This window comes from Haemophilus parainfluenzae (assembly GCF_014931375.1).
In the GTDB taxonomy this organism is placed as follows: Bacteria; Pseudomonadota; Gammaproteobacteria; order Enterobacterales; family Pasteurellaceae; genus Haemophilus_D.
Genome location: NZ_CP063117.1, coordinates 1063534 through 1086610, shown reverse-complemented (window position 1 = coordinate 1086610; position 23077 = coordinate 1063534). Strand labels below are relative to the sequence as shown.

The window sequence follows — 23077 nt, the reverse complement described above, 5'->3', positions numbered from 1 at the left end:
ATTGTTTCATTATTTTTCTAGCCGCTGCCTAGAACTCCTTCTACTTGCTCATTATAAGCTGGCCGAAGTTGCACTCTGCGGGTCCCTGCTATGTTTTATGACCGAGGGGACATTTACCCTGTCAATCTAATCTCTTAGATGTGCTTAATGTTAAGTATTTACTAATTAAATGTCAATCTAATTTTAACTCTTATGATTAATTCTTATGATTAACTCTTATGATTAACTCTTATGATTAACTCTTATGATTAATTCTTATGATTAATGACAATAGCTAATCGTTACTTAAAACTCATTTAATCGGTGCAAATAATGTAACTGCTGAGATCATTTCAACTTGTTTGCAATATTGTCTAATCACTGCTGCCGCGCTTTCAAATGTTGTTCCTGAAGAAGATATATCGTCAACGAGTAATACATGTTTAGCATCAGCTGGTAATTTTACATGATCACCACAAAAAATATGTAAGTAGCATCTATTCTTCGGAGCTATGTCTTTTATTGATAATCTCCCTTCGCTTCTCTTTAATGCAGTAATTAAGGACTGTTTTTTATCTGGGGGAATTGTGTTATCACTTATAACATCCTCAATCAATGTTTGAGGCGTTTTTTTTCTGAGAAAATTATCAATAATATTTATGTTAAATTTTTGCTGCAATAAACAAGCTAAATTACGCCCAATACTATGTTTAGATGGCATTAGTATGATCACATCAAATGGTTGTTCGATATGTTCTTCAAATGGATATTCATCAATCAGTTTTTTAGCGTATTCATATACAGCATCGATAGTTTCAATATCTGTTGTTAACCCTTCAGCTCCTTTCATGGCATACAACATGGGGCAATTATCACCGATAGGTCTGCATTTCCCTCTTCGTTCTTTATAACGCCTAATTATAGAGTATATAGTTATTTCTCCATTATGTTTTAATATGGTTTCTTTGCTAGGGTAAGAAGCTATAACAACCTGGTTATCTTTAATTTCAAACTTCATATTTTTCTTCTTTTTTTGTAATTGTTATTATTGTAGCAAAAAAAACAAAAGGTTAAAGGAATCCCTAACGGGATTAAGGGTAATGTAATAAAGGTAACCTTTCCAAGGGAAAGGTCTTACCTAAAAAGGCCAAAAGGCTTTCAAAATGGCTTTAATATTTATCTCCGATTTAGAATTATTTATTTATTGAGATCGATGCATAAATCAATATTCTTTTACAAAAAAGGTTCTGAGTTATGCTTTCATCTATTTTTCATAAAATCAGAGGGAAAAAACAAGATTCCCTTAATATCACATCCTCTCTAAAAAATCTTAATTTATCAACATTCAAAGTGGATGATGAGGGATGGATAACCCCCTTTACTGCGTCAGAATTACTCAATTCTGAATTACGCCAAAAATACTTAAATTTACTTTGGCAACAAGTATCAATGACGCAAGATATGTTTAATGAGCTCTATAAAAAACCTATCGAGCGCTACGCTGAAATGGTTCAACTATTACCTGCCTCAGAATCACATCATCACTCACATTTAGGTGGTATGCTTGATCATGGCCTAGAAGTTCTTTCATTTTCAGCTAAATTACGACAAAGTTATGTATTGCCACAAAATGCTGCTCCGGAAGAACAATCTAAGCAACGTGATGCTTGGACTGCAGCTGTTATTTATGCTGCATTGGTTCATGACATTGGCAAAGTTATTGTTGATATAGATATACAATTAAAAGATGGTTCTCGTTGGTTTCCTTGGTTAGGAGTACCAACTCAACCTTATAAATTCAAATATATTAAAGGACGAGATTATGATCTTCACCCGGTTATGGGTAGTTTTCTTGCAAACTATTTAATTCCTAAAGAAGCATTTGCATGGTTAGCAGAATACCCGGAAGCTTTTTCAGCTTTAATGTATGCCATGGCTGATCATAAAGATAAAGCTGGTTTATTATCTGAAATAGTACAAAAAGCAGACCAAAATAGTGTAACTCTTGCACTAGGTGGAGACGTATCAAAACTGACTCAGAAACCTATAACGTCATTTGCAAAACAACTACTCATGGCTTTACGTCATTTACTGCAACATAAATTTAAAATTAATACACCTAAAGGCCCATCTGATGGTTGGCTTACAGAGGATGCACTATGGTTAATGAGCAAACCCACTGCAGACCAAATTCGAGCTTATTTATTGGAGCAAGGCATATCAGCTCCAGCTGACAATCCTAAATTATTTAGTGAAATGCAATCGCTGGGGATTATTGAAAGTACAAATGATGGTACAGCAATTTGGCATTGTCGAATTAAAGCTGATTCAGGCTGGTGCCCACCTAAAGCATTTTCTTTACTCAGAATTAAACCGGAAGTAGCTTGGGAAAATCTTAATGACAGACCAGGTATATTTTTAGGTCGAGTCGATATTGAAAATGAAGAACAATTAAATTCAGCTGAAGATACTAAAGAAGAAAATTCAGTGATTATGGAATCTGAAATGCAGCTTCCTACAATAACAGGCGCACTGAATAAACCGGATTTGTCTGAAAATACATCCTCTCAAAACACTCAAATCAATACCCAAAACTCAGAAACCGAGACGGATATGACTGATTTGGTAATGAATTTATTTTCACCTGTAGAAGAATCTCAAGACTCTACTGATAAAAAACCATCTCAAGAAAACGAAATAAATAAAATCGCCTCTACCCCATCTATAACAGTGGGTGATGATACAAAGGAAACTGAGGCTGTCTCAGGAGAGATTTTTGTTGAATGGCTAAAATCCGGAATTATCGGGAATACCCTAACTATTAATAATTCAAATGCTAAATTACATATAGTCAAAGGCAAACTTTTCCTTGTAACACCTGGAATCTTTCAGCTCTTTTTCAATAGTAAGGGCATTACCAACTTTACTAAAAAAGATATCGAAAATTTGCAATATAGTTTCCAAGACCTTAAATTACACAAGAAATACCATCAATCAAACAATGATAGTATTAATTTTTGGCGCTGTAAGGTTATTGGCCCAAGAAGAACCTCTCAATTGATTGGGTATTTGATTGATAAAACCGACTATTTTTTCGGTAATAGAATTCCAATTGATAATTTGCATTTATCACTTATTGAGGAAAATGAAAGTGAATAGAACCACATTTGATATGTTACTTAGTAATTTTTTTTATACCGTCATTTACGTATAGATACTATTAAAAGCTATGAAAAAGCAATTAGACAATTACAGAAAAATTGCAACCTTCAATATCCTGATGAAATATCAGAATCATTAATACTCCAATGGAGAAAGAGAGTTGTTGGACAATCTATCATTGAAGTGACTTGGAACAGCTATATTCGTCAGCTAAAGACTATTTTCAAATTTGGAATTGAAAAACAACTCCTCCCATTTACAAAGAACCCTTTCGATGGTTTGTTCATTAGAGAAGGAAAGAAGAAAAGGAAAGTATATACTTCTTCAGATTTAAAAAAACTTAGCTTTGGAATCACTGAATCAAAGCATCTTCCTCCTATTCTTCGCCCATTATGGTTTACTAAAACCATAATTATGACTTTCCGCTATACGGCAATTCGACGCTCTCAGTTAAATAAATTAAGAATTAAAGATGTAGATTTGCTGAATCAAGTTATTCATATTCCATCTGAGATAAATAAAAATCACGAGTATCATATACTTCCTATATCAACTACACTTTATCCTTATTTAAAGAAATTATTAACTGAACTAAGTAAACTGAATCAGCCTGTAGAATCTCAACTATTTAACATTAATTTATTTTCAAATGCTGTTAAACGAAAGGGAGAGAAAATGACCAATGACCAGGTGAGCTATATCTTCAAAGTTATTTCAAAATATACGGGGATTATCAGCTCCCCTCACAGATTTAGGCATACAGCAGCAACAAATCTAATGAAAAAACCTGAAAACCTATATATAGCCAAACAATTACTAGGACATAAAGATGTCAAAGTTACATTGAGTTATATTGAAGATAATATTGATTCAATAAGAGAATATACAGAATTGCTTTAGATAGGTATGCAAGGGGCATCCAAGGGTGTTCCTTGCAAAAATAATTTAAACCGCTCGTTCTAAGCTTATTCATCCTTATAAAAATATTTTTAAAATTAGTACGTTCAGGCTTTACAAACTAGTATTTTTGTGTAAGATCTAACCTATCCACAGAGCGTTAGTGGGTAGATCATGGTGTATTGGCTAGGTACACGGAATTGGTCTAAACAAATAGTTTTCAAACTTAAATGATGTACACAAGGGATTTAAAATCCCTCGCCTTTCGAGGCGTGCCAGTTCAAGTCTGGCTTCGGGCACCATTTTAAATATAAAAAGAAGATTGTCGCGTAAGCGGCTTTTTTTATACCTAAAATTTAGCTTTTCTGTTTTTTGACTAAGTCATTTATGACTTTGTATCTAACCAAAACTCACAAAAAAACGACCGCACTTGCGGTCGTTTCTATTTACAGTTAAAGGATTATTTTAATTTTTCACCTTTAAATTCACCTGTTAAGCTTTCTAAGAAAGACGTGATATCTTCAACATCTTTTTGAGCTGGCTGTTTCACATTACTTTGATATTTCAACATTGCACTAACGGCATCTTTTAGCTCTTTTGCTGAGGCATCATGGAAATATGGTGCAGTAAGTGCGACGTTGCGCAAGGTTGGCACTTTGAAACGATGCATATCAAACGGATCTTTCGTTTGAGCAAAGCGACCTTCATCGGCATCAGTTAATGGCGTACCACGATCTTTAAAGTAATCGCCGTAAAGTCCCATGTATTCATAAGATTGTCCGCCCATTGCCACGCCAGTATGACAAGTATCACATTTATGTTGTTTGAATAACTCATAACCGCGAACTTGTTGTTCAGTCAAGGCTGTTTTATCCCCTTTCAAATAACGGTCAAAATCACTATTTGGTGTAATTAATGTTTTTTCATATTCACCAATTGCGTGAGTTAAGGTTTCTTTCGTCACTTGTGGATATTCTTTTAAGAATTCTTTTTTAAATTCTTCATCCATTTCAAAACGTGCCACGATGTCATCCCACGAGTGCGAGCCCATTTCTACTGGATTTGTTGGAGGACCTTTCGCTTGATCAGCTAAATCTGCTGCACGACCATCCCAGAATTGCACAAAGTTAAATGCCGCATTGAATACGGTTGGTGCGTTAATTGGACCTTTTTTACCTTCAATCCCTGTTGAAGTTTCAAGTCTATCTACACCACCTTTATCTAATTGGTGACAAGTGTGACATTGAATAGAACCATCGCCTGATAAACGACCATCAAAGAAAAGATCATGACCTAACGCGATTTTTGCTTCATCTGTTGCAATATTGTCTGGAATAGGTTGCACTAAACGATCTGCATCAACATTGGGGGTTTCTTTTGGTAAAGACATTTTACGTGCTTCACGAATCCAGTTAAGCAATGTCACTTTTTCTTGCTCATCTGGTTTACTTCCCCAGTGGAGATGTCTGAATTTAGCAATTGGTATTTCATTATTTTCAAGCACACGCTGTAGTTTTGCTAAATCAGCTTGGGATAATTTGCTCGGATCTTTTAAGCCTTCAAGTAAACGATCTAGGCGGAAAGCACGAAGCCCACTTTGAATATCCGATTGCATTTCATCACCCACAATCGGGAATTTTGAATAAAATGGAAGAGGTGTGTTTGGACTATGGCAATATTGGCAGCTATTATCAAATAAGGCTTTTGCCACTTTTTCTTATTCGCCAGCATAGCGATTTTCCATTAAAAGTTGGGTCGCATTCTCTTTATCAAATTGGTGTAGATACCCCACAACGCCCAAATAACCTAAGATAGCAATGGCGGCTCCGCCAATAATCAGTTTTTTCATCTAATAATCCTCCAAACGATCAATAAACATAAAAAGAAACGTAAAGCTTAAAGTAAGGTGATTATGCCAAAAATTTGGCTTATATTTTGTATGGATTTAATTAACTTTGGCTATGGATTCGATTGATTGCATTAAAGGCCTTTTTATCTTATAAGTGAGAATTCCCCTAAAATTAAGCAATAAAAAATGCGGTTATTTCTAACCGCACTTTGCTTTTATTATCTCTTGTTTATTTCTTTGGCGCTTGCATAAAGCGGAAGAAATCACTATCAGGTTTCAAAATCATCATATTATCTGAACCTTCAAAGCTGCTTTCATAGGCTTTTAAGCTACGAATAAAGCTATAAAACTGTGGTTCTTGGGCAAAAGCTTGAGAATATAGTTTTGCCGCTGCCGCATCACCATTACCTCGTAATTCTTGTGCTGTTTTATTTGCATTCGCTAAGATCAAGGTGACTTTACGATCCACATCCGCTTGAATGAACGCCGCTTTTTCTTTACCTTGCGAACGATGTTCACGAGCAACCGCATCACGTTCTGCACGCATACGTTGGTAAATGGAAGAAGAGACTTCATCCGGTAAATTGATTTGTTTTACGCGAACATCGACGACTTCAATCCCTAATTCAGAGGTACTATCCTGCCCTGAATTTAACGCTTTTTTCGCCCCCGCCATTAATTCACCACGTGTACCTGAAACGATGTCTTTAATCGTGCGTGTACCAATTTCTGAACGCAGACGGTCATTCACTTTACGGCTTAATAAGCTTGAAGCTTGGTTATAATCACCACCACCCGTTGCAGTATAGAAACGACCGAAATCGCTGATTCTCCATTTCACATAGGAATCCACCAACAAGTCTTTTTTCTCGACTGTCACAAAACGAGTAGCTGAGCCATCAAGGGTACGAATACGCGCATCAAGCACTTTAATGCTATCAATTAAAGGCAATTTAAAATGCAAACCTGGTTCATAGACGACCACTTTATTTTCTGCATCACGTTGTACTTTGTTAAAACGCAACATGATGCCACGAGTGCCCTCAGTTACAACCACGACGCTGGAATATAACACCGCAGCAATCACCACAATAATCGGAAGTAAAAATTTACGCATTAGTTAAATCTCCCTTGGCGAATGCCTTCATTTGATTGAACCGGTTGAACCGCTTGTGTTTCTACACGACGTTCCTGTGTTGAAACAGGCGCAGAACTGACCGCACTTTCAGAAGTAGTGGCCACTGGCTTAACCGTCTTTTTACCCATTAATTGCTCCAATGGCAATACAGTTAAATTGTTACCATTATTGCTATCTAGCATCACTTTAGGTGTATTTGCCATGACTTTTTCCATGGTTTGAATATAAAGACGCTCTTTTAACAAATCAGGGGCCGCTTTAAATTCAGGTAGCAGACGTTGTAAACGTTCCACTTCCCCTTGCGCATCTAGCACAACACGATCTTTATAAGCCGTTGCTTCTTCAACGATACGCTGTGCATCACCACGAGCGATTGGCTCTTTCTCGCGAGCATAAGCTTCCGCTTCACGAATGTAACGTTGTTCGTCTTCCTGTGCTTTAATCGCATCATCGAAAGCATCTTTCACTTCTTCTGGTGGACGTGCAGATTGGAAGTTCACGTCAATCACTTCAAGTCCCATATCATAAGGTTTGATAATATCGTTCAAGGCTTTCCATGTATCTTCACGTACCACGGCACGACCGGTTGTCAGCACATCATTCATAGTCATATGACCAATCACATAACGAAGTGCACTGTCAGTCGCTTGTCCAAGACTATTGTCCGCATTGCTTACGCTAAACAGGTATTTTTCAGGATTTTGCACGCGATATTGCACAGTCATTTCCACTTTAACCATGTTTTCATCTTTGGTTAACATCGCACCTTGCGTTTTAAGCTCACGAACTTGTTCTACATTCACTGGAATCACTTTATCAATAAAGGTTGGTTTCCAGTTTAAACCTGGTTGAACGATAGAATGAAACTCGCCAAAACGTAACGTTACGCCACGTTCTGCTTCTTTAATAGTATAAAAACCGCTTGCACCCCAAATAATCCCTCCGATTACTGCGGCGATCGGTAAAATCTTACCTAAATTAAATGCAGGTATATTCGGCGAAGTATTATTTGATCCACCCTTCTTATTCCCACCACCTAATTTTTTCAACAGATTATTAAATACCTCTTCAATATCTGGAGGTGATTGTTCCTGATTTTTATTGTCTCGCGAACCCCAGCCATTTTCATTTTGCTTATCTGATGAATTATCTGACTGTTTTGGACCGCTGCTCTGTCCCGGTTTACCCCAAGGATCTTGATCTGGACCGTTTTGCGACATTACGTTCTCCATTTGTCTAAAATTTTTAATGAGTTTAACGAAATAAATGGGGTTAGTCTATGAAAATACAAGTGACAATGCAAATTTTACAAAATAAAAAATCCTTTAATATTTTCAAGGATTTTCTTTTATTCATTTACTTGGTAAATCAAGGATTTTTTTATATTTTTTTCTTCTAATTCTTTTCCATTCCATTGATAAAAGTGCGGTTGGATTTTTGACTGATTAATAAATGCCGCAAAGTAAAAAGGTAATTCATCAGTAAAGAGCAATTTCCCTTTCGGACAATAATCTGAAAAGATCTGCAATTGTTCTGGCAAATGCGTCACACTTGATAGTTTCACTATTCCTACTCCTTGTGATTTCAATACCGCCTCACGCAAACACCAACAGCGATAAAAAGCCTGCTCCTCATTAAGTTGTTTAGCAAACCATTCTTGCTCTGCTTGTGGCGCAAAATGCGCCATGAGTGCAGAAAAATTTCGTTTTTTGGGAAATTCAATATCAATACCGACCGCACTTTTTTCTGATTCATTAATATGCAGCAATACGGCAACCCAATCGCCTGAGTGGCTTATATTAAAATCGATGTTCTCGACGAGAAATTGTGGTCTACCACTTTGCGTACGATAAATTTGCCCTAAAAGTGCGGTTGATTTTCCCGCTTTTTTTAGCAACTGCCAAAGTAAAAAATGCGCCAATCGACGACATTGATGACGTTGCGTTATCCGAGAATTTCCCTGCAGTTCAGTACGCAAATTTTCAGGGACTAGATCCGTAGGGATTTCATCAAAAGGAAAAGGTTGTTGAATATTGGCGTAGGCAATAAAAGTTGTCATAAAATAATGAATAAACACGCAAGTTTTCTTGCATTATAAAAGGAAATCCACCGCACGCCAACATAAGCTAAAACTCATCAAAGCAAGGTGTTAGGTTGAAACTGTGAGCGGTTTCACAGATTTTTCCCTTCAAATACGTTACATTTCAAAAAAGTAATCACAGGAGGTTCTATGTTTAAACAACTTCAACAAGTCGGTAAGGCATTCATGTTGCCGATTGCTATTTTGCCTGCTGCGGGTCTTTTACTTGGGATCGGTGGGGCGCTTTCCAATAAAGCAACGGTGCAAGCTTATCCAATTTTAAATAATGAGGTGCTGCAAGGCCTGTTTCAGATCATGTCAGCAGCCGGTAGCGTAGTGTTCGCTAATTTAGCCTTATTATTGTGTATTGGTTTAGGTATCGGCTTAGCCAAACGTGACAAAGGCGTTGCCGCTCTCGCTGCGGTTGTTGGTTATCTCATTATGACGGGTACCATTGCTGCATTAATTCCGATTTTCTCTCCTGATGTAAAAAGCATCGATACGGGTGTGATTGGAGCATTGGTGATGGGCTTGATTACCGTTAAATTACACAATCGCTATCACAACATCCAATTACCACAAGTATTAGGTTTCTTTGGCGGCTCTCGCTTTGTGCCAATTGTGACTGCTTTTTCAGCTATTTTTGTTGGATTAGTTTTCTTCCTCATTTGGCCAACTTTCCAACAATGGCTCGTATCGGCAGGTAAAAGCATCGCCTCCATGGGAACCTTTGGAACATTCTTATACGGTTTCTTAATGCGATTATCTGGTGCGGTTGGCTTACATCATATGATTTACCCACTGTTTTGGTATTCTGAATTAGGTGGTGTTGAAATGGTCAATGGCGAGATGATTGTTGGGGCACAAAAAATCTTTTTTGCTCAATTAGCCGATCCTAATCACCACGGTTTATTTACTGAAGGGACTCGTTTCTTTGCCGGCCGTTTTGATACCATGATGTTTGGCTTACCAGCAGCCTGCTTAGCCATGTATCACTGTGTACCGAAAAAACGTCGTGCACAAATTGGCGGCTTATTCCTTGGTGCAGCCCTAACCTCTTTCATTACTGGCATTACAGAACCGATCGAATTTATGTTCTTGTTTGTCGCACCATGGCTTTATGTATTCCACGCTTTCTTAGATGGTGTATCTTTCTTTATTGCCGATTATTTAAATATCTCTATCGGGAATACTTTCTCTGGTGGTTTTATTGATTTCTTGCTCTTCGGTATCTTACAAGGTGATGAAAACACCCATTGGTTGCGTGTGATTTTTGTAGGTATTCCTTGGGCTCTACTCTATTATTTCTCTTTCATTTTCTTGATTCGCATCTTTAATGTAATGACACCAGGACGCGGTGAAGAAACTGAAGAAAATGTAGAACAAGAAACCAGCTCTCTTACTGAAAATGCACATAAAATTATTGCGGCATTAGGTAGCGCTGAAAATATTGAAAACGTGGATGCATGTATTACTCGCTTACGTGTTTCTGTTAAGGACGTGAAAGCCGTTGATAAAGCCACATTGAAAAAATTAGGTGCAATTGATGTGCTTGAAGTGGGCGGTGGCGTACAGGCCATTTTCGGTGCAAAAGCCGTACTCTATAAGAGTGAAGTGAATCAAATCTTAGGAAAAGAAGATTAATTCCTAAAAATAAAGGGCGTTTATCCCGCCCTTTTGAGTAACGAAACAAAAGTGCGGTCAAAATCAACCGCACTTTTTTATTATTTCAACAAATATGCACGTAATTGAGTAAAATCGTCATCCATTTCATCAGAAAGTAATGGCAATTTATTGTGTTTATCCAATGCTTCTGGCAATGGAAGATTGAGCGAAAGAATACGCTCTACAGACTCTTTAAATTTTGCAGGATGTGCCGTACATAAGAAAATACCAGTTTCATCCGCTTTAAGTTGATCTTTCAATACTTGATAGGCTATTGCACCGTGTGGTTCACATAAATAACCTTTTGCGTACATCGCTTTTAAGGTTTCTTCTGTTTCGCTATCGCTTAACATACCAGAACCTAAATCACTTAAACTCCAGCCATTACGTTTAAATAACTCTTCGACACGTGGCCAGTTGTTCGGACGACTGACATCCATCGCATTAGAAAGCGTGGCTACAGTCGCTTTAGGTGCCCAATTACCTGATTCTAAATAACGCGGTACGGTATCGTTCGCATTGGTTGCTGCAATAAAGCGTTTAATTGGTAAACCTAATGTTTTTGCGATTAACCCTGCGGTTAAGTTACCGAAGTTGCCACTTGGTACAGAAACCACGACATTATCACTTTTTTCTTTTGGTAATTGCGCTACCGCTTCAAAGTAATAACAAACTTGCGCTAATAAACGGCTAATATTAATAGAGTTTGCTGAGTTTAAACCAATCGCTTGACGCAGTTCTGCATCATCAAAGGCTTGTTTGACTAACGCTTGGCAGGCATCGAAATCACCATTAATCGCCACAGTGCGAATATTGCCACCTAAAGTACAGAACAGTTTTTCTTGTAATGGGCTAATTTTGCCTTTCGGATATAAAATCACAACATTGATATTTTCCAACCCATAAAATGCATGGGCAACTGCCGCACCGGTATCTCCAGATGTTGCTGTTAAAATGGTAATTTTGCCATCACCACGTACTGCAGCAAGTGCCTGCGCCATAAAACGACCACCAAAGTCTTTAAATGCTAAAGTTGGACCGTGGAATAATTCAAGGGCATAAATATTGTCTTCTACTTTTTCTAACGGTGCAGGAAAAGTAAATGCATTTTTCACCATTGCATCTAATGTTGCTTTCGGTAATTCTTCACCAATTAATGCACCAAGAATTTTTTGGCTACGTTCAACCAATGGTAAGGCTAATAACTCGTCAATATTGGTTAAAGCGGGGATCGTTTCTGGAAAGAACAAACCTTGATCTTTGCCAAGTCCTTGACGTACTGCTTGCGCAAAATTCACTTTTTCTTCAGGGTGTTTGATGTTATATAAATTCATTGTATATCCTAATTATTAATAATACTTCTTAAAGTCATATTCCGATTTTTGAATAATTTTTTCTATTTCTTGCATATAAAGTCGTACCGTTTTAATATGCAGAACAATATCAGATAAAGATGTATCTGTAACATCATTGTTTCTATGAACAATGTCATTACGTTTATTAACAATGCTACTAATCTGATCTTTAATTGCAGAATTAAGCTTATTATCTAGCTCTATTCCTAACAATTCGAAAACATTTAATGTTTTTTTTATATTCCCTGATATTTTATTAGCATCAAGGAAACTCTCTATATCTTTCTTAGCATAAGATACATTATAGTTTCTAACTGCCCGACTTTTTTTGTCTACATTCCAGGATGATAAACTTGCTAAAACAAATACTTCTGGAACTGAATATTGGTTAATACATTTACAATGTCTTTCAAATATTTTTATTGTAATTTCAGTTAAATAAGACTCTAAATAAGTACATAGATTAATCAAATAACTTCTAGAGAAAAGATTCACATTCTTAACAAATAAAGAATCGGAAGAAGTAATAACTCTATCTCTACTTTCTTTTACCACCTTAGAAAGCTTTGTCAACAAAGAACTATATTTTTTATATATAGGTGAATATGTCTGGCTCATACTATTAATTTTCAGCTATTGCTTCCTGAAGAAGATAATCCCATAACTTCCTACGAGTCATTATAGATGACTTAGTTTGTACGCTTCTTTTTAACGTTTTTCCAAAGTCTTCTCTATCACATAACTCTTTATATTTAGATTTAATCTTATGTGCAAATTTTTTGACAATCTTTGGGTCTAATCGACCAACTGAATACATTTGAAGATCATAATGAACAATAGCTTTAAGAGTCATATTTCTTTTTCTAGATAAGTTTAAGAATAGATCATCACCAAAGGCTATTCGACAATTTTCTAATGCTGATTTAAATTTATCCCTATAGGTATTTATATCATCCTCTGAAACTGAAACTTTCTCCTCAAGATATGAATCTAAATATTCTTTCAAATTATCAGAATAGTTTACTAACTTATCATCACTAGAAAGAGCAAAATACCGTAAAACTAGCTCAGCTTTACCACTATCATCTTTAATAGAATTAAACTTATAATTTGACAAAAGAATCGCTAATTCATCTAGTAAATTATTAAAGGCGCTGGGGTACAAAGCGTGCCTAATCTCTTGATCTGTTAAAGTCACTGAGCCTTGATTTAACCTTGCAAAAATTTCTCTAATTAATTCCTGAGAATTATCTTTACGTAAAACTATGCAGCGTATAGTCGTATTTTCTAAGTCACTCTTAGATTCATTTAATTCAGAAAATCTCTTCCCTTCAAGATCAGAAAATGCTGTCATCCCTTCCAGAGCAAATTCATCATTAAAAAACTTTTGGATAGTCGTTAATCTTTGAACTCCATCAATAACAATATGATTTCCTTTATCATCTTCAGCAAAATAGCATGAAGGTAAAGGAATTCTCATTAAGCAAGATTCAATAAACTTAGATGCTCTTCCCCATCCTTTCTTATCCCACTTATATTTTCTTTGAAAATCTGGGTCTAGTTTAAGCTTTCCACTCTCAATTCTAGACTTTAAAGTTTCAAATGGGTAATCAATAGGATATAAATTTAAATGCTTTTCTTTTGAACTATTCATAATTGCATCTCAAATAAATTTAACGAGTTAACAATTTAGCACCTTCATTATCGACCTTACAAACATGAACAAAGCCTTCATTGTTTTGTAAATAATGATTTTCTAAATAAGTCGCCAGTTTTGTTGCCGTTTGTAAATCAGGTGCGATGGAGAAAATCGTTGGTCCAGAGCCTGAAATCCCCGTTGCTAACGCGCCTAAATCACGAGTAGCTTGTTTCACTTCTGCGAAGTTTGGCAATAAAGCCTCACGATAAGGTTCCGCAATCACATCTTTCATCATCATCGCAGCTAGGTTTTCTTGATGCGTGTGACATGCATGCACAAAGCCACCTAAATGACGACCATGAGAAATCACATCTTGGCGCGTGTAGCTTTTCGGTAAAATTGCGCGTGCTTCAGCGGTTGAAACCTCAATGCCTGGATAGGCTAAGACCCAATACCAATTATCAAAAAATGGTAGTTTTTGGCAAATGTTACCGAGAGATTGTACCATAAACTGCACACCGCCAAGATAGCAAGGCGCAACGTTATCATAATGGATAGAACCTGAAATACGACCTTCTAGCTCTCCCATCATCTCTAACAATTCCATTTTTGAGAATGGTTCATCGTGGAATTTATTTAATGCCACTAATGCAGCCACAATAGAACAGGCACTTGAGCCTAATCCCGAACCAATCGGCATATTTTTCTCAAGGGTCAAACGCAATGGTTTGACTCTCACATTGCGTAATTTTAATTGCTCACTAAACAGTACATAGGCCTGATACACGATGTTTTTTTGTGGCTCTTTTGGCAATTTACGCACAAAATAGCCCGCACTTTCAAGCTCAAAACCACTTGGAATAGACTCAATCTGTACGACATCACCTAATAATGAACCATCAATCGGTGAAATGGCTGCGCCTAATGTGTCAAACCCTACACTAATATTTGCACTCGATGCTGGAGCATAAATTCTTAACATATTATGTCCTTTTTAGTGGTGTAATGTTCTTAAAATATCCGCAAAGATGCCCGCTGCAGTCACTGCGTTACCTGCACCATAACCACGTAATAACAACGGAATTGGTTGATAATAACGCGTGTAGAATGCAAGGGCGTTTTCACCGTCTTTCACCTTGTACAATGGATTATTTTGATCCACAGCGATGATTGATACCTTGCAGTGGCCATCTTTAATTTGACCTACGTAACGCAATACTTTGCCTTCGGCTTTCGCGGCTTCAACGCGTGCTTTAAATTCCGCATCTAATTGTGGCAACATCGCCATAAATTCATCGGCTGATTTGCCTTCAGAGAAGCCTTTCGGTAACACGCCTTCCACTTCCACATCGGAAAGCTCAAGTTCTAACCCTGCTTCACGCGCTAAAATAAGCAATTTACGTGCCACATCTTGTCCTGATAAATCATCACGAGGATCTGGTTCTGTAAACCCTTTTTCACGTGCAAGTGCGGTCACTTCTGAAAGAGAAAGTCCCTCTTCTAATTTACCAAAAATGAAAGAAAGTGAGCCCGATAAAATGCCTTCAAAATACTCAAGCTCATCACCCGCTGCTAATAAATTCTGTAAGTTTTCGATAACCGGTAAGCCTGCGCCTACGTTGGTTTCATATAGGAATTTATGCTGGCTTGCTTGTGCATTGCGACGTAATTCGTGGTAATAAGCTAATTCACGGGTATTCGCTTTTTTGTTTGGGGTTACTACATGGAAGCCTTCTTTTAATGCGCGCGCATAAAGTCCTGCGACCGATTCAGCCGTTGTACAATCTACGAAGACTGGGTTCACTACGTGGTGTAATTTAATGAAAGATAACAACACATCGAAATCAGAAGGTTGGGTTGCATTTTCAAGATCCACTTTCCAATTATCTAAATTCAATCCGTTTTCATTCAAAAGCATTTTTGTTGAATTCGCTAACGCACAAACTCGGATTTCAATGTCCTTCTTTGCGAGGTATTCTTTTTGGTGTTTGATTTGTTCAATTAACTCACCACCAACGCCACCAACGCCGACTAGAAACATATCGACAACTTTCTTGTTATTAAAAAGGGCTTGGTGAGTCGCTTTCACAGCTTCAATCGCTTTATTTTGCGCGACAACTGCGGAAATTGAACGCTCAGAAGAACCTTGTGCAATTGCGACTAAGCTGATATTCGCTTGTGCTAAGGCAGAGAAGAAACGAGCCGCAATACCTTTAGCTTGTTTCATACCATCACCTACAACTGAGATGATAGATAGATCTTTTGCGACTTCAATTGGCTCTAAGTCATGCGCTTTTAATTCTGTCGCAAACTCTTGTTCTAAAATCGCTTTCGCTGCATCCGCTGATTTAACTGGCACACAGAAACTAATGCTGTATTCAGAAGAAGATTGAGTGATTAAAATAACTGAAATACCGGCTTTTGACATGGCTGAGAAGACACGCGCAGCCATCCCTACCATGCCTTGCATACCAGGGCCTGAAACATTAAACATTGCCACGTTGTCAAGGTTAGTAATCCCTTTCACTTGTAACCCTTCAGATTTTACATGACCATCGATTATTGAACCAGGTGCAGATGAATTACCGGTGTTTTTGATCACACAAGGGATTTGTTTTGGCAATAATGGACCAATTGTACGTGGATGGATCACTTTCGCGCCAAAATAAGAAAGCTCCATCGCTTCACGATAAGAAAGGCTTGGTAATAAACGAGCATCTGGCACTAAACGAGGATCACAAGTATAAACGCCATCCACATCAGTCCAAATTTCACAAACAGACGCATCTAAACAAGCTGCTAAACAGGCTGCTGAATAATCAGAACCATTACGGCCTAATAACACTAATTCACCTTTATCATTACATGCGGTAAAACCAGCCATTAAAACAACTTTATCTTTATCGATACTTTTCGCATCAACGCGTTTTGTTGATTCGTCAATATCAACTGAAGATTCTAAGTAACCACCTTGTGCTAATAATTGCTTAACTGGATCAACAATGTGAACACTATACCCACGTGCTTCAAACCACGCTTTCATCATCGCAATTGATAATTTTTCACCACGGCAATCAATGGTTGCTTTAACTTTATCTTCTACTTTGCCAGCTTGGCGAATTTCTTCTAATAAGCCTTTAATTTGAGCAAATTCTGCATCAATGAGGGCTTTAGTACCAGCAAGATCAAATTTATTATTTTCAGCGTGTAAACCATTAATGATGTTATAGAAAATCTCAATGGCTTCGTTAAAGTGGGTATCAGTAGGTTGGTTTAATGCGGCTTTTTCAGAGAGGGCAACAAGATGGTTAGTAATTTTTGCTGGGGCAGATAAGACACCGGCAGCCTGCTCTTCTAAATGAGCTTTTTCGATTAATTGAGCTGCTTGTGAGAAACGCTCAGGATTGGCTAATGAAGTGCCACCAAATTTTAATACGCGCATGATAATATCCTCAGATGTTGTGATTTTTAAATACTAAAAAACCCGCACTAGACTGAATGCGGGTTTTCTTGATCCTGTTTGTTATGCACTAACCCGCCCCATTAATTGTCGTAATGGTCATAATAATGGTGGTAATCGTGAAAGTGCGGTTATTTTTCATTGTGTTTTAACCTTGAAAAAAAAGATGTGTTTAGAAATACCGAAAAAGCGCTGGCTTGTCAAACACAAAATCAAAAAAATGAAGATTTTTTCTAAAAATCATCGCTTTGGTGTAGAATGAAGAGAGTTTCACATTGGTCAGGAAGGGAATTATGACAATTCAACAAGCACTCGAAACCATCCATCAAAAAATCCAAGAAGCCACACAACTCGCTCATCGCCCTGAAAATGCGGTCACTTTATTAGCGGTTTCTAAAACGAAACCCAATGAAGCGATTTTAGAAGCCTATCATGCAGGACAAAAAGCATTTGGGGAGAACTACGTTCAAGAAGGTGTAGATAAAATTCAGTATTTTGAAGCACAGAATATTCAGCTTGAATGGCATTTTATTGGCCCATTGCAATCCAATAAAACGCGTCTTGTGGCTGAACATTTCGATTGGATGCAAACGTTAGAACGTGCAAAAATTGCCGTTCGTTTAAATGAACAACGCCCTGCCAATAAAGCTCCGCTGAATGTTTTAATCCAAATTAATATCAGTGACGAAGCGAGTAAATCAGGCATTCAACCAAGTCAAATGATTGAGCTTGCAAAACACATTGAAAATCTACCGCACTTACGTTTGCGTGGATTAATGGCGATCCCTGCTCCAACAGACAATATTGCAGAACAAGAAGCGGCTTTTAGCCAAATGGAACAATTATTTGAGCAATTGAAAGTCGCTTTCCCTCATCAACAAATTGATACGCTTTCGATGGGAATGACCGATGACATGCAAAGTGCCATAAAATGTGGTTCAACCATGGTACGTATTGGTACAGCCATTTTTGGGGCGAGAATTTATTAAATTACGATAAAATTATAAACTTTCCACATGTTTTAACACTGCCATTGACATTATAATATCAACAATTACAATTTAAATTTTACTATATATTAATAAGAATAAGGAACTAATAATTATGTCTATAGAGAGTAGCAAATTTAGAACAAAACTCTATCAGCTAACTAACTACCTACAGAATGTATTTTCTCTTAAAAATGCAAAATGGGTTATTGGGTGCTTAATAGCACTCAGTCTGATTATTATAGATAGCAAGCTAATTCTTAGAGGATCGGGTTATTACCCTAAACCCAATATAGAACAAATACTGATATTCTCATATCTAATTATTATATTTAGTTCATCAAAAAAAATATTTTGGTTCTTGCTTTTTCCATTTATTCTTATTTATGCTCTATATACCCCCATCGGCTTGACTTTCGGAGGGCCAACTTATCAACATATATCCTCATTAGTTGCAACTGATACCAATGAAGCCAAAGAATTTCTACTTCAGATACCTTATAAAAATTATTTATATGCAATAAGTATTATTATTATTATTGTTGCTTATAGAATAATAACGGTAAAGTTCAGAATAAATTTCTTTAAAAATAAATTCATTTTATCTATAGCCACATTATACTTACTCTTCAATATGTCCCCCTTTGATTTCTTTAGAAAAACATATATTGAAGCTCTAGATGTAAAAAGAGAGTTAGATACTTTAAATAAACTAAGCTTAAAAAATGAATGGGGAGATACATATTTAGAAAATTCCAAATATGATGATTATATTTTAATCATTGGGGAAAGCGCGAGAAGGGATTATCTGCATGCATACGGTTATCCAATTGCAAATACTCCATTTATGAGTTCATCAAAAGGTATACTTATTGATGGATTGGAATCTGCGGGTTTTTATACTATTGGATCATTAAAATTAATGCTAACTAAGCCTGATACATCAAAATGGGAAGAAAACTATAGTTTAAATTTAATTGATTTAATTAAGTCTGCAGGCATAAAAACTTATTGGCTTTCTAACCAAGGTTACTTAGGAGAATGGGATACTCCAATATCTGCTATTGGAAACAAGGCAGACTATAAATTCTTTATAAAAAAAGGTAAATACGATGAACAAGATACCGATGACACTCTGCTATTACCTTATTTAGAAAATATTATAAATAAAGACTCAAAAGAAAAACGCTTTATTGTTATTCATTTATATGGTTCGCATCCAAATGCTTGCGATAGAATTAAAGGAAAAGAAATGATTCTAAAAGACAAAGAGTTTGATGAGAAATACTTTTATCTTAATTGCTATATTACATCTATAAAAGAAACAGATAAATTTATTGAAAACACATATAACCTAATGAATAATGTTAATAAAGTAAAAAACCGCAAATTTTCAATAGTTTATTTCTCAGATCATGGACAATGTCATTCTTCTATAAATCCACCTAATATTATTGTATCTCAAGCTTGTTTAAGTAAACTTCACAATGATGTTCCATTATTCAAAATATCATCTGATGATGTTGATAGAAAAGAATATAAAGTCTTCAAATCTGGCTTGAATTTTACAGATGGAATTGCTAACTGGATTGGTATAGCAAATAGCAAACTAAATAAGAGTATTGATTTATTTTCTGATCAACCAGATACCAGTGATTATGGATTAAAAGAAACGATAGATAAAAGGGAAATTCCACTGGATCCAGCAATTGATATAAGAATTACCAACTAAGAAAAAGCGGTCAATATTGACCGCTCTTTTTTATCTGGATTTAATTAAACTTCTTCGCTCTTTTCAGAGAAACGTTCAATCTTCGCACCTAAGCAACGAAGTTTATCTTCAACGTGCTCATAACCACGATCGATGTGATAAATACGATCTACGATAGTTTCACCACTTGCGATACATCCTGCTAACACAAGACTGATTGATGCGCGTAAATCTGTCGCCATCACTTCTGCACCAGAAAGGTGCTCAACACCCTGACAAACCGCCGTGTTACCTTCAATCTCCGCTTTACCGCCCATACGAATTAATTCTGGAATGTGCATAAAACGGTTTTCAAAGATGGTTTCAGTAATGATACTGGTGCCTTCTGCCACCATGTTTAACAAGGTGAACTGCGCTTGCATATCTGTTGGGAAACCTGGGTGTGGTGCAGTACGAATATTAACGGCTTTCGGACGATTGCCATGCATATCCAATGTAATGCTATCTTCAGTTACTTCAACTTCTGCACCCGCTTCACGAAGTTTATCAATCACGGCATCCATGGTATTCGCTTTGGTATTTTTACATACCACGCGACCACCTGAAATGGCACCCGCAATTAAGAATGTACCGGTTTCAATACGATCTGGCACAATGCTGTGCTCGCAACCAGTTAAACGTTCAACACCTTCAATAACAATATGATCCGTACCCGCACCTGTAATTTTCGCGCCCATTTTGTTGAGGAAATCAGCTGTATCAACAATTTCAGGCTCACGTGCAGCGTTTTCAATCGTTGTTGTACCTTCAGCAAGCGTTGCCGCCATCATGATAGATAAAGTCGCACCAACGCTCACTTTTTCCATCACAATACGTGTACCTACAAGGCGCTCTGCGACAACTGCTTTTACATAACCTTCATCAAGCTCAATGGTCGCACCGAGTTTTTCTAAGCCGCTAATGTGAAGATCAACCGGACGTGCACCGATAGAACAACCACCCGGTAAAGAAACTTGACCTTGATTAAAACGAGCTACTAACGGTGCTAATGCCCAAATAGAAGCACGCATGGTTTTTACTAATTCATACGGTGCAACGAAGTGATCAATTTTAGAACAATCTAATAATACTGCACCTTCAGCATCACGCTCTGCCACCACGCCAAGTTTACGTAAGATCTTTAAGGTGGTATCAATATCTTTGAGTTCCGGTACATTTGTTAATTTAACCGGCTCAGTCGCCAAAATTGCGGCAAAAAGAATAGGAAGTGCAGCATTTTTTGCACCAGAGATGGTTACAGTACCACTTAAGCGAGATTGCCCGCCATAAACACGAAATTTTTCCATAGAAAATCCTAGCTTGCTTGATGTAATAGACGATCCATTTTCCACTTTGCAGTGGTATAGGTTTTAATGGTTAAAGCATGAATTTCGCCAGTTTGGAAATAAGTCATTAATGGCGCGTAGATAGTTTGTTGTTGTTTTAATTTAGAAAGTGCAGCGATCTCATCGCTCACTACAATCACACCAAAGTGTGCATTTTCACCTTGAGCATAAACCTCATCTACATTCAGGCTTTCTTTTAAAATACGTTCAATTTCTTGCAGTTCCATTCGGATTTCCGTTTTAATGATGATCAATAAAAGTGCCAATCCAATGAGATAAATTCACTAAATCAGCAAGGGTTAATAACTGTTCTGGCGGATTTATCAACCGCACTTTTTTATTTGGTAACTGCTCACTATCATGTAGAAAATCACACAATAATGCAAAACCGGCAGAATCAATTCGTTTAATATTCGTTAAATCAAATTCAATGGTACTTTGATTCGCCAGCTTTTCTGATAAAAAAGAAGCACGTTGCTGCCATAATGGTAACAACGTGTTGCGGGATAGCTCCCCCGATAATTGGAGAGCTATCTTATCATTATTTTGGATTAAATCCCACTTTAACGCAGTCATTCTCTTATTTGCTCAATGTCACAGGTGCTGCGGCAGATTTTTGAATTTGAGCTGTTAAAGCATCAATACCTTGTTGACGTAAAATACCGCTCCATTCGTTTTGTTTGGTGACAACCATGCTCACGCCTTCTGCAACCATGTCATAGGCTTGCCATTCGCCCGTTTTACTGTTTTTACGCCATTTGAAATCTAATTTAATTGGCGCTTGTCCACCATTTTGCACGATGTTTACACGAATGCTTACAAGGTTTTTGTCGCCTACTTCTTTAGCCGGTTCAATTTGAATATTTTGATCGGTGTAAGCGGTTAACACTTGTGCGTAAGCTTGTTCGATAAAATCGCTGAATGCTTTAAAGAATTTTTCACGTTGTTCTGGTGTGGTTGATTTAAAGTATGAACCTAACACTAAAGAACCTGCATAGTTTACTTGCACGTAAGGTAATAAATCATTACGCACGATAGTACGTAAATAGTTTGGATCCTTTTTAATTTTTGCCTGATTGTTTTTGATATCGGCAAATAACTTATCTGATGCTTGTTGCATCAACACATAAGGGCTCGTTTCTGCACGTACAGTTTGAGTCACAAAAAGTGCAGTCACTGCAAATGCCATTACGCTAAACCATTTTTTAAACTGAGTAAATTTCATCATAAATCTCCTAAATAAAGATTATTATTTGGCTTCAGGTTGTGCTTTGTCAGCATTGCCGTCGGCTTTTTTATCACCGTAAAGGAACTGGCCGATTAAATCTTCCAATACCATTGCGGATTTTGTGTCTTGAATTTGGCTACCGTTTTTTAACATCGCGGTTTCACCATCATCAAAACCCATTGTTAAGGCGATATATTGCTCGCCCAATAATCCCGATGTTTTGATCGATAACGAACTGTTTTCCGGAATTTCTTTATATTCTTCATTAATCGCAATACTGACTTTTGGTAAGTAAGATTTTTCGTCTAACGTAATGTCAGATACGCGACCAATGACTACCCCACCAAGTTTAAGTGGTGCACGGACTTTTAGTCCACCAATATTGTCAAAAGTTGCAGTCACCGTGTAAGATTTTGTTTCACCAAAACCTTGTACGTTTGCTACACGTAAGCCTAAAAACACTAACGCGGCGATACCGAGTAGTAAAAATAGCCCTACCCAAAATTCATATTTAATTGTTTGTCGCATAAAAATACCCTT

19 protein-coding genes, 1 pseudogene and 1 other annotated feature are annotated in these 23077 nt (G+C 37.0%); of the genes and pseudogenes, 5 read left to right on the top strand and 15 right to left on the bottom strand.

Annotation, left to right across the window (positions count from 1 at the left end; translation table 11 throughout):
* Positions 1–292: 292 nt before the first annotated feature.
* Positions 293–997, bottom strand: coding sequence for a phosphoribosyltransferase (locus INP95_RS05280; RefSeq protein WP_118796317.1), 705 nt, complete (start codon positions 995–997; stop codon positions 293–295).
* Positions 998–1233: 236 nt separating this feature from the next.
* On the opposite strand from INP95_RS05280, the gene mobH reads away from it, so the two are divergent.
* A complete protein-coding gene (gene mobH, locus INP95_RS05275) occupies positions 1234–3138 on the top strand; it encodes a MobH family relaxase (RefSeq protein ID WP_197560273.1) in 1905 nt (634 codons plus the stop codon).
* Positions 3139–3198: 60 nt separating this feature from the next.
* On the top strand, positions 3199–4041 hold the full coding sequence (locus INP95_RS05270) for a tyrosine-type recombinase/integrase (protein WP_112081793.1): 843 nt from the start codon (positions 3199–3201) through the stop codon (positions 4039–4041).
* A gap of 457 nt (positions 4042–4498) precedes the next feature.
* Here the strand turns inward: INP95_RS05270 and INP95_RS05265 are convergent.
* The 4 genes and pseudogenes from INP95_RS05265 to INP95_RS05250 form a co-directional block, all read right to left on the bottom strand.
* A pseudogene (locus tag INP95_RS05265) lies at positions 4499–5887 on the bottom strand (cytochrome-c peroxidase).
* Positions 5888–6116: 229 nt separating this feature from the next.
* Complete coding sequence (gene hflC / locus INP95_RS05260) at positions 6117–7004, bottom strand: protease modulator HflC (RefSeq protein ID WP_111386869.1); 888 nt, start codon at positions 7002–7004, stop codon at positions 6117–6119.
* Complete coding sequence (hflK, locus tag INP95_RS05255) at positions 7004–8245, bottom strand: FtsH protease activity modulator HflK (RefSeq protein ID WP_197560272.1); 1242 nt, start codon at positions 8243–8245, stop codon at positions 7004–7006. The genes hflC and hflK overlap by 1 nt, the downstream gene beginning before the upstream one ends.
* Before the next feature lie 128 nt (positions 8246–8373).
* The gene (locus INP95_RS05250) at positions 8374–9084 is read right to left on the bottom strand and encodes a 4'-phosphopantetheinyl transferase family protein (protein WP_197560271.1); all 711 of its coding nucleotides are present in this window, start codon (positions 9082–9084) and stop codon (positions 8374–8376) included.
* A 171-nt stretch (positions 9085–9255) separates the two neighbouring features.
* Here INP95_RS05250 and INP95_RS05245 point away from each other — a divergent pair, with 171 nt between their 5' ends.
* Complete coding sequence (locus INP95_RS05245) at positions 9256–10749, top strand: PTS transporter subunit EIIC (protein ID WP_197560270.1); 1494 nt, start codon at positions 9256–9258, stop codon at positions 10747–10749.
* Between the two features lie 80 nt (positions 10750–10829).
* On the opposite strand, the gene thrC is transcribed toward INP95_RS05245, so the two are convergent.
* The 5 genes from thrC to thrA are packed head-to-tail and all read right to left on the bottom strand — an operon-like array spanning position 10830 to position 17206.
* A complete protein-coding gene (thrC, locus tag INP95_RS05240; RefSeq protein ID WP_197560269.1) occupies positions 10830–12104 on the bottom strand; it encodes a threonine synthase in 1275 nt (424 codons plus the stop codon).
* Positions 12105–12119: 15 nt separating this feature from the next.
* The gene (locus INP95_RS05235) at positions 12120–12743 is read right to left on the bottom strand and encodes a HEPN domain-containing protein (protein ID WP_197560268.1); all 624 of its coding nucleotides are present in this window, start codon (positions 12741–12743) and stop codon (positions 12120–12122) included.
* 4 nt (positions 12744–12747) lie between these two features.
* Positions 12748–13779 (bottom strand): DUF262 domain-containing protein, encoded by a 1032-nt coding sequence (locus INP95_RS05230; protein ID WP_197560267.1) that lies wholly within the window; start codon positions 13777–13779, stop codon positions 12748–12750.
* 19 nt (positions 13780–13798) lie between these two features.
* Complete coding sequence (thrB, locus tag INP95_RS05225; RefSeq protein WP_197560266.1) at positions 13799–14746, bottom strand: homoserine kinase; 948 nt, start codon at positions 14744–14746, stop codon at positions 13799–13801.
* Positions 14747–14758: 12 nt separating this feature from the next.
* On the bottom strand, positions 14759–17206 hold the full coding sequence (gene thrA / locus INP95_RS05220) for a bifunctional aspartate kinase/homoserine dehydrogenase I (protein WP_197560265.1): 2448 nt from the start codon (positions 17204–17206) through the stop codon (positions 14759–14761).
* A gap of 31 nt (positions 17207–17237) precedes the next feature.
* Positions 17238–17353, bottom strand: a sequence feature (Thr leader region).
* A gap of 164 nt (positions 17354–17517) precedes the next feature.
* On the opposite strand from thrA, the gene INP95_RS05215 reads away from it, so the two are divergent.
* Together INP95_RS05215 and INP95_RS05210 are read left to right on the top strand one after the other, a co-directional pair.
* Positions 17518–18213, top strand: a complete 696-nt coding sequence (locus tag INP95_RS05215) for a YggS family pyridoxal phosphate-dependent enzyme (RefSeq protein WP_197560264.1) — start codon at positions 17518–17520, stop codon at positions 18211–18213.
* Between the two features lie 115 nt (positions 18214–18328).
* Positions 18329–19945: a phosphoethanolamine transferase gene (locus INP95_RS05210; protein ID WP_197560263.1), complete on the top strand. Its 1617-nt coding sequence runs from the start codon at positions 18329–18331 to the stop codon at positions 19943–19945.
* A 44-nt stretch (positions 19946–19989) separates the two neighbouring features.
* Here INP95_RS05210 and murA read toward each other — a convergent pair whose 3' ends face one another.
* Genes murA through mlaD form a run of 5 tightly spaced genes read right to left on the bottom strand, consistent with a single transcriptional unit; the run spans position 19990 to position 23065 of the window.
* Positions 19990–21270, bottom strand: a complete 1281-nt coding sequence (gene murA, locus INP95_RS05205) for a UDP-N-acetylglucosamine 1-carboxyvinyltransferase (protein ID WP_049384367.1) — start codon at positions 21268–21270, stop codon at positions 19990–19992.
* 8 nt (positions 21271–21278) lie between these two features.
* On the bottom strand, positions 21279–21536 hold the full coding sequence (locus INP95_RS05200; protein WP_049384366.1) for a BolA family protein: 258 nt from the start codon (positions 21534–21536) through the stop codon (positions 21279–21281).
* Between the two features lie 13 nt (positions 21537–21549).
* On the bottom strand, positions 21550–21885 hold the full coding sequence (locus tag INP95_RS05195) for an STAS domain-containing protein (protein ID WP_005696639.1): 336 nt from the start codon (positions 21883–21885) through the stop codon (positions 21550–21552).
* A 4-nt stretch (positions 21886–21889) separates the two neighbouring features.
* Positions 21890–22537: a phospholipid-binding protein MlaC gene (gene mlaC / locus INP95_RS05190; protein ID WP_049384365.1), complete on the bottom strand. Its 648-nt coding sequence runs from the start codon at positions 22535–22537 to the stop codon at positions 21890–21892.
* A 21-nt stretch (positions 22538–22558) separates the two neighbouring features.
* Entirely contained in the window at positions 22559–23065 is a 507-nt protein-coding gene (gene mlaD, locus INP95_RS05185) for an outer membrane lipid asymmetry maintenance protein MlaD (protein WP_197560262.1), read from the bottom strand.
* Between the last annotated feature and the right edge of the window lie 12 nt (positions 23066–23077).

Coding starts and splice junctions, on each gene's coding strand:
- INP95_RS05280 (WP_118796317.1), bottom strand. CDS start 997: ATGAAGTTTGAAATTAAAGATAACCAGGTTGTTATAGCTTCTTACCCT.
- mobH (WP_197560273.1), top strand. CDS start 1,234: ATGCTTTCATCTATTTTTCATAAAATCAGAGGGAAAAAACAAGATTCC.
- hflC (WP_111386869.1), bottom strand. CDS start 7,004: ATGCGTAAATTTTTACTTCCGATTATTGTGGTGATTGCTGCGGTGTTA.
- hflK (WP_197560272.1), bottom strand. CDS start 8,245: ATGTCGCAAAACGGTCCAGATCAAGATCCTTGGGGTAAACCGGGACAG.
- INP95_RS05250 (WP_197560271.1), bottom strand. CDS start 9,084: ATGACAACTTTTATTGCCTACGCCAATATTCAACAACCTTTTCCTTTT.
- INP95_RS05245 (WP_197560270.1), top strand. CDS start 9,256: ATGTTTAAACAACTTCAACAAGTCGGTAAGGCATTCATGTTGCCGATT.
- thrC (WP_197560269.1), bottom strand. CDS start 12,104: ATGAATTTATATAACATCAAACACCCTGAAGAAAAAGTGAATTTTGCG.
- INP95_RS05235 (WP_197560268.1), bottom strand. CDS start 12,743: ATGAGCCAGACATATTCACCTATATATAAAAAATATAGTTCTTTGTTG.
- INP95_RS05230 (WP_197560267.1), bottom strand. CDS start 13,779: ATGAATAGTTCAAAAGAAAAGCATTTAAATTTATATCCTATTGATTAC.
- thrB (WP_197560266.1), bottom strand. CDS start 14,746: ATGTTAAGAATTTATGCTCCAGCATCGAGTGCAAATATTAGTGTAGGG.
- thrA (WP_197560265.1), bottom strand. CDS start 17,206: ATGCGCGTATTAAAATTTGGTGGCACTTCATTAGCCAATCCTGAGCGT.
- INP95_RS05215 (WP_197560264.1), top strand. CDS start 17,518: ATGACAATTCAACAAGCACTCGAAACCATCCATCAAAAAATCCAAGAA.
- INP95_RS05210 (WP_197560263.1), top strand. CDS start 18,329: ATGTCTATAGAGAGTAGCAAATTTAGAACAAAACTCTATCAGCTAACT.
- murA (WP_049384367.1), bottom strand. CDS start 21,270: ATGGAAAAATTTCGTGTTTATGGCGGGCAATCTCGCTTAAGTGGTACT.
- INP95_RS05200 (WP_049384366.1), bottom strand. CDS start 21,536: ATGGAACTGCAAGAAATTGAACGTATTTTAAAAGAAAGCCTGAATGTA.
- INP95_RS05195 (WP_005696639.1), bottom strand. CDS start 21,885: ATGACTGCGTTAAAGTGGGATTTAATCCAAAATAATGATAAGATAGCT.
- mlaC (WP_049384365.1), bottom strand. CDS start 22,537: ATGATGAAATTTACTCAGTTTAAAAAATGGTTTAGCGTAATGGCATTT.
- mlaD (WP_197560262.1), bottom strand. CDS start 23,065: ATGCGACAAACAATTAAATATGAATTTTGGGTAGGGCTATTTTTACTA.